General features: G+C 75.2%; 4 protein-coding genes. All 4 read right to left on the reverse strand.

The genetic code is table 11. From position 1 onward, the window contains the following. Nucleotides 1-31: 31 nt before the first annotated feature. The 4 genes from ACZ3IL_RS25615 to ACZ3IL_RS25630 all read right to left on the reverse strand — a co-directional run bounded on the left by ACZ3IL_RS25615 (nucleotide 32) and on the right by ACZ3IL_RS25630 (nucleotide 17330). Nucleotides 32-241, reverse strand: coding sequence for an MbtH family protein (locus tag ACZ3IL_RS25615; protein ID WP_467393843.1), 210 nt, complete (start codon nucleotides 239-241; stop codon nucleotides 32-34). Then, a complete protein-coding gene (locus ACZ3IL_RS25620; RefSeq protein WP_467393845.1) occupies nucleotides 238-14454 on the reverse strand; it encodes an amino acid adenylation domain-containing protein in 14217 nt (4738 codons plus the stop codon). The genes ACZ3IL_RS25615 and ACZ3IL_RS25620 overlap by 4 nt, the downstream gene beginning before the upstream one ends. A gap of 144 nt (nucleotides 14455-14598) precedes the next feature. Beyond that, nucleotides 14599-15654 carry an iron-siderophore ABC transporter substrate-binding protein gene (locus ACZ3IL_RS25625; RefSeq protein ID WP_467393847.1) on the reverse strand — a complete coding sequence of 352 codons (1056 nt, stop codon included), beginning with the start codon at nucleotides 15652-15654 and terminating at the stop codon, nucleotides 14599-14601. 323 nt (nucleotides 15655-15977) lie between these two features. Continuing rightward, complete coding sequence (locus tag ACZ3IL_RS25630) at nucleotides 15978-17330, reverse strand: lysine N(6)-hydroxylase/L-ornithine N(5)-oxygenase family protein (RefSeq protein ID WP_467393849.1); 1353 nt, start codon at nucleotides 17328-17330, stop codon at nucleotides 15978-15980. Nucleotides 17331-17340 lie beyond the last annotated feature (10 nt).

Below are 17340 nucleotides of genomic sequence, written 5' to 3' on the forward strand. Positions count from 1 at the left end.
AAGGAGGGGGCCCTTCCCCGTTTCCTGTTCCTCAGCTCCGCCCGGCCGCCAGGCTCGCCGGGCGCAGGTCGGTCCAGTGGGTCTCCACGTACTCCAGGCAGGCCTCCCGCGTCTCCTCGCCGAAGACGGTGCGCCATCCGGCCGGCACCTCCGCGAAGGACGGCCACAGCGAGTGCTGGTTCTCCTCGTTGACCAGGACCAGGAATCGGCCCTGCGGGTCCTCGAACGGGTTGGTGGTCATGCGTCGTCACTCCTCGTGGACATGGTGGTGAACAGTTCCGAGAGCGGCTGCTCCGGGTCGGCGACCGCGGTGCGCAGCAGCCTCTGGAATTCGTCGGCGAGCCGTCGTGCCCCGGCCGGGCCGAGCAGGTCGGTCGCGTGGACGAGGGCGCAGTGGACCGGCCCCTCGTCCCGTGGTTCGTGGAAGCCCAGGGTCAGCCGGGCCCGGGACGAGCCGGTGGGCACGACGTCCAGGGAACCGATGCCGCCCTCCAGGCGGTCGAGGTCGGCCTGCTCGTGGTGGATCACCATGACCTGCGGGCCCTCAGGGGGCAGGCCGGCCGCCCGGGCCACCTCCTCGAAGGGGACGTCCTGGTGGTCGAGGGCGCTCAGGGTGGTCTCCCGGACGCGGGACAGCAGCTCCGTGAAGGCCGGGTCCCCGGCCGTGTCGGTGCGCAGGACGACCGTGTTGAAGAAGCAGCCCACGAGGTCCGCGAGCCGGTCGTCGGAGCGGCCCGCGACCATCGTGCCGAGGGGCAGGTCCGTGCCCGCGCCGCGGGCGGTGAGCAGGGCGGCCAGGGCGGAGTGCAGGACCATGAACATGCTGGTCCCGGTGGTCCGGGCCAGCTCGTCGACGGCCGCGTGCAGCTTCTCGTCCAGGACGAAGGCGACGTGGTCCGCGCCGGGCGCGGACGTGGACGGGCCGTCGGACGGGAGGACCGGTCCGGCCGGCACGCCGTCGAGCGTCCGCCGCCAGTGGGCGAGCTGGCGGGCCGCCCGGCTGTCCGGGTCGTCCGGGTCGCCGAGGACCTCACGGGCCCAGCGGGCGTAGTCCGCGTACGAGACGGGCAGCGGCTCCCAGCCGGGCGCCCGGCCCTCCGTACGGGCCGCGTACGCCGACGTCAGGTCGCGGAAGAGGGGGACGACCGACCATTCGTCGACGGCCAGGTAGTGGAGGCACAGGAGCAGCGACTGCCGCCCGTCGGGACCGGTCAGGAGGTGGGCCCGCAGCGGGGCGCCGTGCTCCGGGTCGGGTGCTCCCCCGGCCAGTTCGCGCGCCCGGGCCTCCGGGTCCGCGCACTCCTCCCGCACCAGGACCGGCGGTCCGGCCGGCACGAGGTGCAGGACGCCGTCGCGTTCGGCGAACGCGGTGCGCAGCGGTTCGTGGCGGTCGGCCACGTCGGCGAGCGCGGCCTCCAGGGCCTCCGCGTCCAGGGCGCCCGGCGCGCGGAGCACCAGGGCGTGGTCGAAGGCGGGGGCCCGGTGGTGCGCGTCCCACTGCCTGCGCTGCACGGGCGCGGCCGGCAGGGGTCCTTCGCGGTCGCCGCCCGGGAGGAGGGCCGGGCGGGCCGCGGCCGCGCCCTTCAGCTTGGCCTCCAGGCCGGCGACCGTGAGGGCGTCGAAGACGTCGCGGATGCTCAGGTCGACCCCGAACTCGGTGCGGACGCGGCTCAGGAGCCGCATCGAGGCCATGGAGTGGCCGCCGAGGGCGAAGAAGTTGTCGTGGACGCCGACCCGGTCGAGGCGGAGGATCTCGCGGAACAGTCCGGCCAGCTTCTCCTGCGTCGCGTTCGCCGGGCGGGCGTCGCCGGTCATGGCGGCCCAGTCCGGCGCGGGCAGCGCCTTGCGGTCGAGCTTGCCGTTGGGCGTGAGGGGCAGCGGGCCGTCCAGCGGGACGACGAGCGCCGGGACCATGTACTCGGGCAGGACGCCGGCCACGTGGGCGCGCAGTTCCTGCGGTTCGGGCGCCTCCTCGCCCGTCTCCGGCACGGCGTAGCCGACCAGGCGCACGATGTCGCCGTCGCGGTCGGGCACCACGGCGGCCTGGGCCACCGACGGGTGGGAGGTGAGCGCCGCCTCGATCTCGCCGAGTTCGATGCGGAAGCCGCGCACCTTCACCTGGGTGTCGACGCGTCCGAGGAAGTCGACGTTGCCGTCGGCGCGCCAGCGGGCGCGGTCGCCGGTGCGGTACATGCGGCTGCCGGGCGGGCCGTACGGGTCGGCCACGAACCGCTCCGAGGTCAGTCCGGGCTTGCCGAGGTAGCCGCGCGCGAGGCCGCGTCCGGAGACGTACAGCTCGCCCGCGACGCCGGGCGGGACCGGCCTGAGGCGCTCGTCGAGGACGTAGCAGCGGGTGTTGGGGTCGGGCCGGCCGATGGGCACCCGGCCGGACGGGCGGCCGGGGTGCTCGCGGGCGGACCACAGGGTGGAGTTGACGGTCGCCTCGGTGAGCCCGTACGCGCAGATCAGGTGGGCCGTGTCGCCGAAGCGCTCGAAGAGGTCCGGCGGCACGGTCTCGGTGCCGACGAGGACGGTGGACCCCTCGGGCAGCGCGCAGCCGGGCGGCAGCGCGGAGACGAGGGACGGCGGCAGGATCATGTGGGTGATCCGCTGGGCGGCGAGGAAGTCGGTGAGGGCGGGGCCCGCGACGCGGGCCTCGTCGGTGATCAGGACGAGCCGGCCGCCGTGACAGAGCGCCATGGCCAGTTCGAAGACGAAGACGTCGAAGCCGACGGAGGCGAACTGCAGGACGCGGCTGTCGCGTTCCAGGCCCATCCGGTCGACGGCGGTGACGACCAGGCTGGCGATGCCCTCGTGGGGGACGACCACGCCCTTGGGGCGGCCGGTGGAGCCGGAGGTGTAGATCACGTACGCGGCCGTGTCCAGGGCGGCGGGGCCGCTCCCCAGGGGGGTCGCCGGGAGGTCGCGCAGTTCGGCGGCGACCGCCGGATCGTCGAGCAGCAGCACCGGTACGCCCGGCACGCCGGGGATCTTGCCCGCGACCTGCTCGGTGCCGACGACGAGGGCCGCGCCCGAGTCCTCGATCATGTACGCGAGGCGGTCGGCCGGGTGGACCAGGTCGAGCGGCAGGAACGCGGCTCCCAGCTTCATGGCGGCGAGCACCGTGGCGACCGTGTCGGCCGAGCGGGGCACGGCCACGCCGACGACGCTCTCGGCTCCCACGCCGCGGGCGGCCAGGAGGCCGGCCACCCGGTCGGCGCGGGCGTCGAGTTCGGCGTAGGTCACGGAGCGGGAGCGGTCGACGACGGCGACCGCGTCGGGGCGTTCGGCGCGCCGGCGCGCGAAGAGGGCGGGGAACGTCTCCTCGTCGACCTCGCGTTCCGTGGCGTTGAACTCGCCGAGCACGAGGCGGCGTTCGTCGTCGCCGAGGACCTCGGCCCGCGAGACGGGCAGGCCGGGGTCGGCGGCCAGGGCCGCGACGAGCGTGCGGAGGCGTTCGCCGAGCCGTTCGGCGGTCTCCCGGTCGAAGAGTTCGGTGGCGAACTCCAGACGGCAGCCCAGGGCGCCGGGGCCCCCGTCGGCCGGGACGCGTTCGGTGAAGCTGAAGACCAGGTCGAACTTGGCCGAGCGGACGTGGAAGGGCAGGTACTCGGCGCGCAGGCCGGGCAGTTCCAGGGCGTCGCCGGTGCGGGCGTGGTAGCCGACCATCACCTGGAAGAGGGGGTTGCGGGAGAGCGACCGGGTCGGGTTGAGCTTCTCCACCACCGCTTCGAAGGGCACGTCGGCGTGCGAGAACGCGGCGAGGTCGGTCTCCCTGATCCGGGCGAGGAGTTCGGTGAAGCTCGGGTCGCCGCTCAGGTCGGCGCGGAGCACGAGGGTGTTGACGAAGAAGCCCACGAGGTCGTCGAGGGCCTCGTCGCCCCGGCCCGCGATGGGCGCGCCGAGGGGGATGTCGGTCCCGGCGCCCAGGCGGTGCAGCAGGGTGGCCACGGCGGCGTGCGCCACCATGAACATGCTGGCGCCGGTCTCCCGGGCGAGGCGCTTCAGGCCCTCGTGGACGTCGGCGTCGAAGACGACGTCGAGTTCGGCGCCGGTGAACGCGGGCCGGGCCGGGCGCGGCCGGTCCGTGGGCAGCTCCAGCTCCTCGGGCGCGCCGTCGAGGGCGGTGCGCCAGTACTCCAGCTGCCGGGCGGCCGTGCTGTCGGGGTCCGCCGGGTCGCCGAGGAGGCGCTGCTGCCAGAGGGCGTAGTCGGCGTACTGGACGGGCAGCGGCTCCCACTCCGGCGCCGTGCCGGCGGTCCGGGCCGCGTAGGCGGTGGCGAGGTCGCGGAGGAAGGGGCGGTCGGACCACTCGTCGGTGGTGATGTGGTGGAGGAGCAGGATCGCGGCGTGGTCCTCGGGGCCGAGTTCCACGACGGCGGCGCGGAGCGGGAGTTCGGCGGCGAGGTCGAAGGGCCGGTTGACGGCCGCGTCGACGAGGCCGGGCAGTTCGTCCTCGGTGGCGGTCAGCCGCTCGACGGCGGGCCGTGCCTCCCCGGCGGGCAGCACGCGCTGGAACACGTGTCCGTCGCGCTCCGTGAACACGGTGCGCAGGGCCTCGTGGCGGGCGGTGACGTCGGCCAGGGCAGCCTCCCACGCGCCGGTGTCGAGGGTGCCGCGCAGTCGCAGGACGAGCGGGAAGTTGTAGGCGGCGGAGGTGCACTCGATCTGCTGGACGACCCAGAGGCGCTGCTGGGCGTGGGAGAGGGGCAGTTCCCCGGGGCGCCCGGCCGCCGTCAGGGCGGGCCGGGCGGGGCCGGTGGCGCGGTCGGCGCGCTCGGTCAGTTCGACGACCGTGGGGGCCTCGAACAGGTCGCGGATCGCGAGTTCGGCGCCGAGCACCGTGCGGGCGCGGCTGACGAGACGGGTGGCGAGGAGCGAGTGGCCGCCGAGGTCGAAGAAGTCGCCGTCGATGCCGACGCTTCCCGCGGGCAGTCCGAGGACCTCGGCGAAGAGCGCGCACAGCGTCTCCTCGCGCGGGGTGCGCGGGGCGCGCCCGGCACCCCCGGTCCGGGCGGGGTCGGGGGCGGGCAGGGCCCTGGTGTCGAGCTTTCCGTTGACGGTCAGCGGCAGGGTGTCCACGGCGACGAGCGCGGACGGGACCATGTAGTCGGGCAGCGCGGCCTTGAGGTGGGCGCGCAGGTCCCGGACCGTCTCCTCGCCGGGCTCCGTGCCGTCCTCCGGCACGAAGTAGCCGACCAGGCGCTTCGTGCCGGTGCCGGTGTGCACGACGACCGCCGCGTGGGCGACCCCGGGGTGCGCGGACAGGGCCGTGGCGATCTCGCCGAGTTCGACGCGGTAGCCGCGGATCTTGACCTGGTCGTCGGTGCGGCCGAGGAAGTCGAGGAGGCCGTCGGGCCGCTGCCGCACGAGGTCGCCGGTGCGGTACATCCGCTCGCCGGGCTCCCCGAAGGGGTCCGCGACGAAGCGTTCGGCGGTGAGGCCGGGGCGGTCGTGGTAGCCGCGGGCCAGGCCGGTGCCGGCGATGTACAGCTCGCCGGGGCAGCCCGGGGGGACCGGGCGCAGCATGGAGTCGAGGACGTGGGCGCGGGTGTTGCGGATGGGCCGGCCGACCGTGGGGGTCGCGCTGTCGTCCGTCGAGCCGCCGAGGGTGTTGATGGTGTACTCGGTCGGTCCGTACAGGTTGTAGCCGTAGCAGCCGTCCGTGTCCCGCAGCCGGTTCCACACCGTGTCGGAGACGGCCTCGCCGCCGAGGAGGACCAGGGCGGGCCGGTGCTTGCCGGCCGCCTCGTCGTGGTCGAGCAGGCCCTCCTCGACGAGGAGCTGGGCGTAGGTGGGGGTCACGTTGACGACGTCGACCCGGTGCCGGTCGCAGTGGGCGACGAGCGCCTCGGCGTCGCGGCGCAGCTCCTCGTCGCAGACGTGGACCTCGTGGCCCTCGACGAGCCAGAGCAGTTCCTCCCAGGACATGTCGAAGGCGAAGGAGACGGTGTGCGCGATGCGCAGGCGCCGTCCGCCGGCCGAGGCGATGGCCGGGGCGAAGATCTCCTCCTGGTGGTTGAGCTGCATGTTCGTCAGGCCCCGGTAGGGGGTGACGACGCCCTTGGGGCGGCCGGTGGAGCCGGAGGTGTAGATGACGTACGCCGGGTGCTCCAGGCGGTCCGGGACGTCGTGCGCGAACGCGGGCCGCTCGGCGTCCGTGACCGCGCCGCCGTCCAGGGCGTCGAGTGCGGCGGCGACGGCCGGGTCGTCGAGGAGGACTTCGGGCGCGGCGGCGGCCAGGGCCGGGGCGACGGCGGTGGTGGACACCAGGCACAGCGGTCCGGTGTCCTCGACCATGAGGCGCAGCCGGTCGGCCGGGTGGTCGAGGTCGAGGGGCAGGTAGGCGGCGCCGGTGCGCAGGACGGCGAAGAGCGCGGCGACCATGTCGAGGGAGCGGGGCAGCGCGAGCGCCACGACCTTCTCGGGGCCCGCTCCCCGGGCGAGGAGCAGCCGGGCGATCCGGTTGACGCGCGCGTCGAGCGCGGCGTACGTGAGGGACCGCTCGCCGAAGACCAGGGCGGTCTCGTCGGGGGTGCGGGCGGCCTGGGCCGCGAGCATGTCGGCGACGGTCTCGTTCGGCACGGGCTCGCGGCCCGCGGCGGACCCGGCGGTCAGGGCGGCGCGTTCGGCCGGGAGCAGCAGGTCGAGGGCCGCGGTGCGGGTGGTGGCGGCGTCCGGTCCGGCGAGGAGATCGGCGAGCCGCTCCAGGACGGCCGTGAACCGGTCGAGGACCGTGGTCGCGGCCTCGGCGCCGAACAGGTCGGGGCGGGCCGCCAGGGTGACCCGGAGGCGGGCCTCGGGGGTGATGATCAGGGTCAGCGGGAAGTGGGTGCCGTCGACGTTCGACACGCCGGTGATGCCGTGCCGCCGCCGGAGCGCCTCGGCCCGGTCCTCGCCGTCGGCGGAGCGGAGCACGAACAGCGTGTCGAAGAGGCGGCGGTGGCCGGTCTCCCGCTGGAGGGCTCCGAGGCCCACGTATTCGTGGGGCATGACGGCGGCGCGTTCGGCCTGGAGGCGGCGCAGGAGGTCGAGCAGCGGCTCGTCGGGGGCGAACGCGGTGCGCGCCGGAACGGTGTTGAGGAACATGCCGATGATGCCGGCGGCGTTCGGCAGGTCCGCGGGGCGTCCGGCGACCGCCGTGCCGAAGGCGACGTCGCGGCGGCCGGTGACGGCGGAGAGGACCAGGCCCCAGGCGGCGTTGAGGACCGTGTTCAGGGTGAGTCCGTGCCGGCGGACGGCGGCGCGCAGCCGGTCGCTCGTGTCCCGCGTCAGGACCGCGTCGAAGTCGGCCGGGATGACCGGGCCCGCGTCGCGGCCGCTCGGGGCGACCAGGGTCGGCTCGTCGAAGCCGGCCAGGGCGTCGCGCCAGGCGGCGAGGGCCTCGGCGGTGTCCTGTCCGTCCAGCCAGGCGAGGTAGTCGCGGTACGAGCCGGGGGCGGGCAGGCCGGTGGTGTCGCCGCCGTTCTCGTACAGCGTGAACAGTTCCTCCAGGAACAGCCAGGCGGACCAGCCGTCCCACAGGATGAGGTGGTGGGTGACGACGAGCCGGTCGCGGCCGTCGGCGAGGCGGATCAGGCGGAGGCGGCACAGGGGCGGGGCCGACAGGTCGAAGCGCTGCCGGCGGTCGGCCGCGAGGAGTTCCTCCACGCGCGCGTCCCGCTCGTCGGCGGGCAGTCCGGACAGGTCGGTCTCCGTCAGGGGGATCTCGGCGCCGTCCACGACGAACTGGACGGGCCGGGGCAGGCCGTCGCTGGTGAATCCGGCGCGCAGGCCCTCGTTGCGGTCGAGGAGGGCCCGGCAGGCGGCGCGCAGCCGGCCGGCGTCGAGGCGGTGGTCGAGGTCCAGGGTCTCCTGGGACAGGTAGACGTCGAGGGCGTCCCCGGTGTCGTAGGTGGCGTGGAAGTACATGCCCTCCTGGAGCGGGGAGAGCGGCCAGACGTCGGTGACGGGCAGTCCCGCGGTCTCCGCGACGCGGGTGGTCTCCTCCTCGGTCAGTTCCAGGCCGCCGAGCGGGGCGGCCGGGGCCGGGGGCTCCTGGGGGGCGCCCGCGGCGGTGAGCCGGTCGAGGAGGGCCCGGAGCGCGGGATCGACCCGGTCCTGCTGCGCGAGCACGGCCCGGAGCGCGGCGGCGGCCTGCCCGGCGTCGGTCGCGGAGACGGTCACGTCGGGGGTCGCCCCGGGGGCGCCGTCCTCCCGGGAGGCCTCGGGTGCGGCGCTCGCCGCGGCGGCGAGCGCCGCGGGCGTACGGTGCTGGAACACGTCGCGCGGGCTGATGGCCAGTCCCTTCTCACGGGCCCCGGTCGCGACGGCGATCGAGGTGAGGCTGTCGCCGCCGAGGACGAAGAAGTCGTCGTCGGCGCCGATTCCGGGGATGCCGAGGACGGCGGTGAAGACCTCGCACAGGGCGCGCTCGCGTGCGTCGCGGGGCGCGCGTCCGCCCGCCCCGGGGGCGGCGGACGGCGAGGGCAGGGCGTTCTGGTCGAGCTTGCCGCTGGGCGTCAGGGGCAGCGCGTCGAGGACGACGACGGCGCTCGGCACCATGGGGGCGGGCAGGACGCCGGCGAGGCCGTCGCGCAGGGCGGCGGCGTCCGGGGCGGGGGCGCCGGGGGCCGGCACCGCGTAGCCGACGAGGGCGCCGTCGCGGACGGTCACGGCCGCGCGGGCCACGCCGGGGAGGGCGGCGAGGGCGGCCTCGATCTCGCCCGGCTCGACGCGGTTGCCGCGGATCTTGACCTGCCGGTCGGTGCGGCCGAGGTACTCGACGGTGTCGTCGGGCCGGCGCCGTACGAGGTCCCCGGTGCGGTACATGCGGGTGCCGGGCGCCCCGAAGGGGTCGGCGACGAACCGTTCGGCGGTCAGGCCGTGCCGGCCGTGGTAGCCCCGCGCCAGCTGGATACCGGCGAGGTACAGCTCGCCGGGGACGCCGTCCGGGACGGGCCGCAGGAAGGGGTCGAGGACGTACAGGCGGGTGTTCCAGACGGGCCGGCCGATGGGGACGGCGGGGTCGGTGCCGCCCTCGTACGGGAAGTGCGTGACGTCGACGGCGGCCTCGGTGGGGCCGTACAGGTTGTGCAGCGGTACGGGTTCCCGGCCGGTCCGGGACGTCAGCTCCGACCAGCGCCGGGCGTCGGGGCCGGTGAGCGCCTCGCCGCTGCAGAACACCCGGCGCAGGGACGCCGCCCAGTCGGGGCCGCCGGGCGCGGCCTCCAGGGCCTGGACGAAGGCGGCCAGCATCGACGGGACGAAGTGCAGGGTGGTGATCCGCTCGGCGTGGATCAGTCCGGCCAGGTACTCGGGGTCGCGGTGGCCGTCGGGGCGGGCGAGGACGACGGTGGCGCCCTCGGTCAGGGCCCAGAAGAACTCCCACACGGACACGTCGAAGCTCGCCGGGGTCTTCTGCAGGACCCGGTCGCCGGCGGTCAGCCCGTACTCCCCCTGCATCCAGGCGAGGCGGTTGACGATCGCCCGGTGGGTGACGGCGACGCCCTTGGGGCGGCCGGTGGAGCCGGAGGTGTAGATGAGGTAGGCGGGGTGGTCGGGGCCCGCCGGGACGCGGGGCGCGTCCGGTGCCTCCTCCTCGCGGTCCGCGAGGAGGACGTCGAGACCGGGCGCGCCGGGCAGCCGGCCGGCGGCCCCGGTGGTGGTGACGACCGTGCGCGCGCCGGAGTCGGCCAGCATGAACGCGACCCGGTCGGCGGGATAGTCGAGGTCGACGGGCAGGTAGGCGGCGCCGGCCTTGTGGACGGCGAGCAGGGCGACCATCAGCTCCGCCGAGCGGGGCACGGCGACGGCGACGAACTCCTCGGGTCCCGCGCCCCGGGCCCGCAGCCGCCGGGCGAGGGCCTCGGCGCGCCGGTCGAGTTCCGCGTACGTGAGGGTGGTGCCCTCGTACACGACGGCGGGCGCGTCGGGGGTGCGGGCCGCGCGGGCGGCGAAGAGCGTCGCGAGGGTGGCGTCCGGGTCGGGGAGCGCGTGGTCGGTGGCGTTCAGCCGGGCGAGGCGTTCCGTCTCCCGCTCGGAGAGGAGCCCGATCCGGGCCGTCCGGCGGCCGGGGTCGGTGGCGAAGGTGCGCAGCAGCGCCTCGTAGCGGTGCGCGACGACGGCCACGGCCGTCCGGTCGAGGCGGGCCGGGTCGTAGGTGAAGCGCAGCGACAGGTGTCCGTCGCGGGGCTCGGCGACGAGCGCGAGCGGGTAGTGGACGGCGTCGAGCACCTCGCCGCCGGTGACCAGGGGGGTTTCGGCGGGGGCGGCGGCCGGGTGGTTCTCGAACACCACGAGGGTGTCGAAGAGTTCGCCGCCGCCCGCGAGCCGCTGGATGTCGGCGAGGCCGAGGTGCTGGTGGTCGAGGAGCGCCGCGTGTTCGTCCTGGACGCGCCGCAGCAGGGCGACGAGGGGTTCGCCGGCGCGGGGGCGGACGCGTACGGGCACGGTGTTGACGAAGAGGCCCACGGCCGCGTCCAGGCCCTCGACCTCGGTGGTGCGGCCGGAGACGGTGGTGCCGAAGACGACGTCCCCGCTGCCGGTCAGGCCGCCGAGGAGCAGGGCCCAGGTGCCGTTGAGGACGGTGCCGAGGGTGAGGCCGCCGCTCCGGGCGCGGGCCGTCAGCTCGGCGGTGAGGTCCTCGGACAGGCGCACGTCGACGCGTTCGGTGCGGGTGCGCGGCGTCCGTGCCGCGTCCCCGGCGGGGGTGCCGGCCGGGTCGGGCAGCCGGGTCGGGCCCTCCAGGCCGGCCAGCGCCCCGCGCCAGGCCTCCCGGGCGGCGTCGCGGTCGCGGGTGGCCAGCCAGGCCAGGTAGGGGCGCGGGTCGGCGGGCTCGGGCAGGGTCTCGCCCGCGTAGGCGGCGTTCAGTTCGCGCAGCAGGACGGTGACGGACCAGCCGTCGGCGACGATGTGGTGCAGGGTGAGCAGGAGGCGGTGGCGCCGGCCGTCCCGGATCAGGGTGGCGCGCAGCAGCGGCGGCTCGGCCAGGTCGAAGCCCCGGGCGCGGTCCCGGCGCAGGATCTCGTCCGGGCCGGCGCCGTCCGTGTCCGCCTCGGACCACGGGAGGGTCACGCGGTCCGCGATCCGCTGGACGACCCCGCCGCCGGGAAGCTGGCGGAAGGAGGCGCGCAGCAGCGGGTGCCGGTCGAGGAGGAGCTGGAGCGCGCGCCGCAGCCGGCCGGGGTCGACGGGCCCGGCGAGGTCGAGGAGTTCCTGGACGACGTAGAGGTCGTCGGCCCCGTCGTCGTACGCCGCGTGGAAGAAGAAGCCCTCCTGGAGCGGTGAGACGGGCAGGGCGTCCTCGTCGAGGACGGCCGCCGGGGACGCCGCCGGTGCGGTGCCGGGGCCGACGGGGGCGGCGGCCCCGGCGAGGGCCGCGACCGTGCGGAGCCGGAAGACGTCGCGCGGGGTGAGGCCGAGGCCGGCGGCACGGGCGCGGTTGACGAGCTGGATCGCGACGATGCTGTCGCCGCCCAGTTCGAAGAAGCTGTCGTGGACGCCGACCGACGGCAGGCCGAGGACTTCGGCGAAGAGCGCGGCGAGCGCGGTCTCGGCGGGGGTGGTGGGCGCGTCGTCGCCGGCCATCGCGGTCCACCGGGGCTCGGGGAGGGCGCGGCGGTCGAGCTTGCCGTTCGGGGTGAGCGGCAGGGGTCCTTCGAGGCGGACGAGGGCGGAGGGGACCATGGGGGCCGGGAGGGTCGCGGCGATCCGGGCGCGTGCCCGGGCGACGGCGTCGTCGGCGGCCCCGGCGTCCGTGCCGGCCTCGGCCACGAGGTAGCCGACGAGGCGCTTGACGCCCCGGTGGTCGTCGCGGGCGAGGACGGCGGCCTGGGCGATGCCGGGGCAGGCCATGAAGGCGCTCTCGACCTCGCCGGGTTCGACGCGGTGGCCGCGGATCTTGATCTGGCCGTCGGCGCGGCCGAGGAACTCGAGGTTGCCGTCGGCGCTCCAGCGGACCCGGTCGCCGGTGCGGTACATGCGGGCGCCGGGCTCGTCCGCGTACGGGTCGGCGACGAAGCGTTCGGAGGTGAGTCCCGGCCGGCCCAGGTAGCCGCGGGCGAGGCCGCGTCCGCCGACGTACAGCTCGCCCTCGGCGCCGACGGGGGCGGGGCGCAGGGCGGAGTCGAGGACGTAGGCGCGGGTGTTGGGGTCGGGGCGGCCGATGGGGGCGGGGCCCGGCCGGGCGGCGTCGGCGGTCCAGAGGGTGGAGTTGACGGTGGCCTCGGTGAGGCCGTAGGCGACGACGACCCGGACGCGGCCGGCCCAGCGGGCGACGAGTTCGGCGGGCACGGCCTCCGTGCCGACGACGAGGACGGAGCCGTCGGGCAGGTCGCACTCCGGAGGCAGCGCGGAGACCAGGGACGGCGGCAGGATCATGTGGGTGGCGCGGTGGCGGGCGATGTAGTCCGTGAGGGCCGGTCCGGCGACGCGGCGCTCGGTGGGGACGACGATGACGCGGCCGCCGACGCACAGCGACATGACGAGGTCCCAGACGGTCACGTCGAAGCCGGCGGAGGCGAACTGCACGACCCGGCTCTCGGCGGTGATCCCGATGCGGTCGGTGGCGGTGGCGACGAGGCTGCCGATGCCGTCGTGGGAGACCACGACGCCCTTGGGGCGGCCGGTGGAGCCCGAGGTGTAGATGACGTACGCGGCCTGGTCGAGCGCGACGGGGACGGCGGGGTCCGAGGGGTCGAGGGCCGCGCACCGGGCGGCCACGTCCGGGTCGTCGAGCAGGACGCGGGCGGTGCCGGGCGCGTCGGGCAGGGCGGCGGACAGCTCGCGGGTGGTCAGGACCGTGCGCGCGCCGGCGTCGTCCAGCATGTAGGCGATGCGGTCCGCGGGGTGGTCGGCGTCCAGCGGCAGGTACGCGGCGCCGGCCTTCATGACGGCGAGGAGGGCGGTCACCAGCTCCGGGGAGCGCGGCAGGGCGACGGCGACGACGTCCTCGGCGCCCACGCCCCGGGCGATGAGGAGCCGGGCGAGGCGGTTGGCGGCGGCGTCGAGTTCGGCGTACGTCAGTTCGCGGTCCTCGCAGACGAGCGCGACGGCTCCGGGGGCGAGGCGGACGCGTTCGGCGAAGGCGGCGGGCCAGGTCAGCTCGGGCGCGGGCCGGGGCGAGACGCCGAACTCCCCGAGGAGGAGGGCGCGTTCCTCCTCGGAGGTCTGCTCGATGTGTCCCACGGGGCGGGCGGGGTCCCCGGTGAAGGCCCGCAGGACGGCGAGGAGGCGCCGCCGGTGCCCGGCCAGGGTCCGTTCGTCGCAGACGTCGGCGTCCGCGTCGAGGTGGACCTGGAGGGCGTGGTCCTCCCCGAAGTCCCCGAAGGTGAGGGCGAGGTCGCCGACCGGGCCGAGCCAGTGGGGGACGAACTCGGCCTCGGCGCCGCCGAAGCGGACCCCTTCGGGCTGGGGCAGGACGTTGACCGTGGGGCCGACGAGTTCCCGCACGCCGTCGGTGAGGCCGAGGTCCCTGGCGAGGTCCTCGGCGCGGTAGCGGCTGTGGGCGAGCGCCTCGGAGACGGCGGTGGCGACGTCGTCCAGGAGCCGGGCGACGGTCGTGTCGGGGCGGACGGAGAGGCGCAGCGGCAGGATGTTGGACACCATGCCGGGGACGCCCCGGGTCGCGGGGTCCCGGCGGGCGGTGACGGGGAGGCCGAGGACGAGGTCCTGTTCGCCGGTGGCGCGGTGCAGGTGGGCGGCGACGGCGGCGATCAGGAGGCGGGACGTGGGCACGCCGGACTCGGCCGCGCGGGCGCGCAGCCGGGCGGTGGTGGCGGGGTCGAGTGCGACGGTGTCGCGGACGCGGCGGCGCATGGGAGCGGTGGAGCGCGGGACGAGGCGGACCGGTTCGGGCCGGCCGGCCATCCGCTCCCGCCAGTAGGCCCGGTCCGTCTCGTACCGCCCGGAGCCGGTGTACGCGGTGTCCGACCCGACGAGCCGGGCGAGGGACCAGTCGGGGGCGGGGGCCGCGTCGCCGAGCGTGTAGCGGTCGCCGGCGCGGCGGGCGATCAGGGCGACGCCCGCGCCGTCGACGAGGAGGTGGTGGTAGCGCTGGTACCACCAGATCCGGTCGTCGGCGACCCTGAGGAGCGCCTGGGCGAACAGCGGGCCCCCGGCCGGGTCGGCGGGGCGGTCGCGGTCGGCCTCCATCCAGCGGTGGGCCGCCTCCCGGGCGTCGGGCTCGCCGCGCAGGTCGACGCGGAGCACGTCGACGGGGAAGCGGGTGGGCGTCTGCCGGGGGCCGTCGCCGGCGTCGCCGATCCGGACGTGCAGGTTCTCCGCCTCCTCCACGGTCCGCCGGACGGCGGCCTCGAGGCGGTCGGGGTCGATGTCTCCGTGGAGCCGGAGGACGAACGCGATGTTGTAGGCCGAGCCGTCCGGCTCGATCTGCTGGGCCAGCCAGATTCCGGACTGTCCGCCCGTGAGGGGGAGTCCGGCGGTGGTCGTCCGGTCCGACTCGACGTCAAACATCGTTCGAAAGGGCCTTTCCCTGGTGGTGCGTCGGTGAGGTGCGGCGGGGCACGGCGGTCCGGGGCGGCGGCCGCCGCCCGCCCGCCGGGTCGGCGGGCGGGCGGGCCGCGGGAGGGGGGTGCGCCGGCGGTTTCCCTTCGGCGGTTACTTGACGGCCGTCAGGAGCGGCTCGATCCGGTCGATCGCGTAGGGGATCGAGAGGACCGTGTTGAAGGAGAAGGCGGCGCCGATGTCCGGGTTCTGGTAGGGCACGAACAGGTCGCGCTTCTCCTGGCTGACCTTGAGCTTCTTGTAGAGCGGCTCGGCCTTGACGCGGTCGTTGGCCTCGGTGCTGGAGGTGACCCAGACGAGGCGGTCGACGTCGAGCACGTTCAGCTTCTCGGCGCTGAGTTCGGCGACGTTCCAGCCCGGCTTGGCGAGGGTGTCGATCTCGGGCTTCAGCTTGAAGCCGAGTTCGGCGAAGAAGATCGACTTGGGGTCGGTCTTCGTGAACGCCGAGTACTTGCCGGCCTCGAAGCTGTCGGCCACGGTCAGGGTCCTGGTCGCCCACTCGGGGTGCTTGGCCCGGACGGACTTGAAGCGGGCGTCCACGTCGGTGATGAGCTTCTCGGTCTCGGTGCCCCTGCCGAGCGCCTTGCCGATCTGCCGGGTCATGACCTGCCAGGGGGCCCCGTAGTCCGGGTGGTCCTTGGGCTGGGCGACGACCTTGGCGATCTTGGAGAGGGTGTCGTACTGCTCCTTCTTCATGCCCGAGTACTGGGCGACGATCAGGTCCGGCTTGAGCGCCGCGATCTTCTCGATGTTGTACTCGTCGCGCTCGCCGACGATCTGCGGCGGGGTGGAGCCCCACTTGTCCTTGGCCCACGGCCACTTGCCGTACGGCTTCTCCTTGAACCAGTCCACCGAGCCCACCGGCTTGACGCCCAGGGCGAGCACCGCGTCCTGGTCGGAGAGGCCGAGCGTGACGACCTTCTTCGGCTCGGCGTCGATCGTCGTGGTGCCGTACTTGTGCGCGACGGTCACCGGGAAGGCCCCGGCCGACGGCGCGGTCGCGTCCGGCCCACCCGGGGGCTCGGCCCCCCCGGTCTTCTCCGTGCCGCCCCCACAGGCGGACAGGGCGAGCGCGGCGACGGCGGCGACGGCCACGCGGGGGGCGTTCCTGACGAACCGCTTCGGCGCGGGGCGTGAACCAGTGGACACGAATGTTCCTTTCGGGGGGACTTTCACCGTGCGGTCAGGCCCGTCCGGCACGGAGTGCCGCCGGGGCGTGACGATGTGGGGAGGAGCGGAAACGGGTCGGCGGGCGCCTCCCGCCGGGGGTGGGTCCCGGGCCGGGCGGCGGCCCGGGGGGGCTGCCGGGCGGGCCGGGCCCGGTCGGGCGTGTCGCGGAAGCGGTGCCGTCCGCCCCGGAGAGGCGGGCAGGGGTTCCGGAGCGGGACCCGGGGCGCGAGCCGGACCCGGACGTGAGCGGGACCCGGACGTGTGCCGAAAGTCCGCCTGCCAGGCGGCGTCCGGCACCCGCCCTAGCGGGCCGTGCCGATCCCGTCGGCGACCGGGCGGACCGGGCCGGAGAGGTGCCGGGGTCCTCGCTCGACGATGGACTCCAGGATCTCGCCGACCCTGATCGCGGTGTTGGAGAGCAGCGACGACGTGATGCCGTGGGTGTGCTCGGTGCCGCCCTGGAGGTAGATGCCGCAGCGCAGTTCGGGGTCGGTCGTGACGCGGTAGTCCCGCTCGACGCGGACGCGGCCCCGCTCGTCGCGGTGGCAGCGGTCGGCCACGTCGCCGAGGAGGCCGAGGCCGTCGGCCTGCCGGTAACCGGTGGCGAAGACCACGACGTCGGCGTCGAGGACGCTCTCCTCGCCGGTGACGAGGTGGGTGACGGTGGCGCGGACGCCGTCCGGGCCCTCCTCGACCCCCGTGAGGCGGGAGACGTTGAGGAAGCGCAGCCGCTCGGCGCCGAGGACCTTCTCCCGGTACGCCTGCCGGTAGAGGTCGTCGATGAGGTCGATGTCGACCACGGAGTAGTTGGTGTTGCCGTGGTACTCCATCAGCTTGCGCTTGATGTCGTCGGGCGCCGTGTAGTACTCGTCGACCGCGGCGGGGTCGAAGATGCGGTTGGCGAAGCCGCTGTCGTCGGCGGGGCTGTAGCCGTAGCGCGAGAAGACGGCGCAGATCTCCGCGTCGGGGAAGCGGCGGTGCAGGTAGGCGACGTTCTCCGCGGCGCTCTGGCCGGCGCCGACGACGACGAGGCGGGCGGGGCCGGTGCCCTCCAGGCCGTCGACCTTGGCGAGCAGTTCGGAAGTGTGCCAGACGCGGTCGCTCCGCTCGACGCCCTCGGGCATGAGGGGCCGCAGGCCGGTGCCGACGACGAGGTTGCGGGCCCGGTGGACCACCGTCTCGGTGCCGGAGCGGGCCGTCACGTCCAGGTACTCGATCACGCCGTCGCGCACGACGGGTTCCACGGAGACGACCTCGTGGCCGTAGGAGACCATGTCGTCGACCTTGGCCGCCGCCCACTCGAAGTAGTCGTGGAACTCGACGCGCAGCGGGAAGAGGTTCTTGTGGTTGACGAAGTCGACCAGCCGTCCCTTGCTCTGGAGGTACCGGAGGAAGGTGTACTCGCTGCTCGGGTTCCGCAGGGTGACCAGGTCCTTGAGGAAGGAGACCTGCATCGTCGCGTCGTCGATGAGCATGCCCCGGTGCCAGCCGAAGCGGGGCTGGCGCTCGAAGAAGTGGGCGGTGACCGCCTCCTGCCTCCCGACGCCCGCGTTGTGCTCGCTGAGCGCGATCGCCATGGCCACGTTGGACGGCCCGAAGCCGATTCCTATGAGGTCGTGGACCAGTGGTGCGTCATCGGGTGGAGCCTGCGACATGTCACTCCCA

This window comes from Streptomyces sp. NPDC014907, assembly GCF_055562975.1.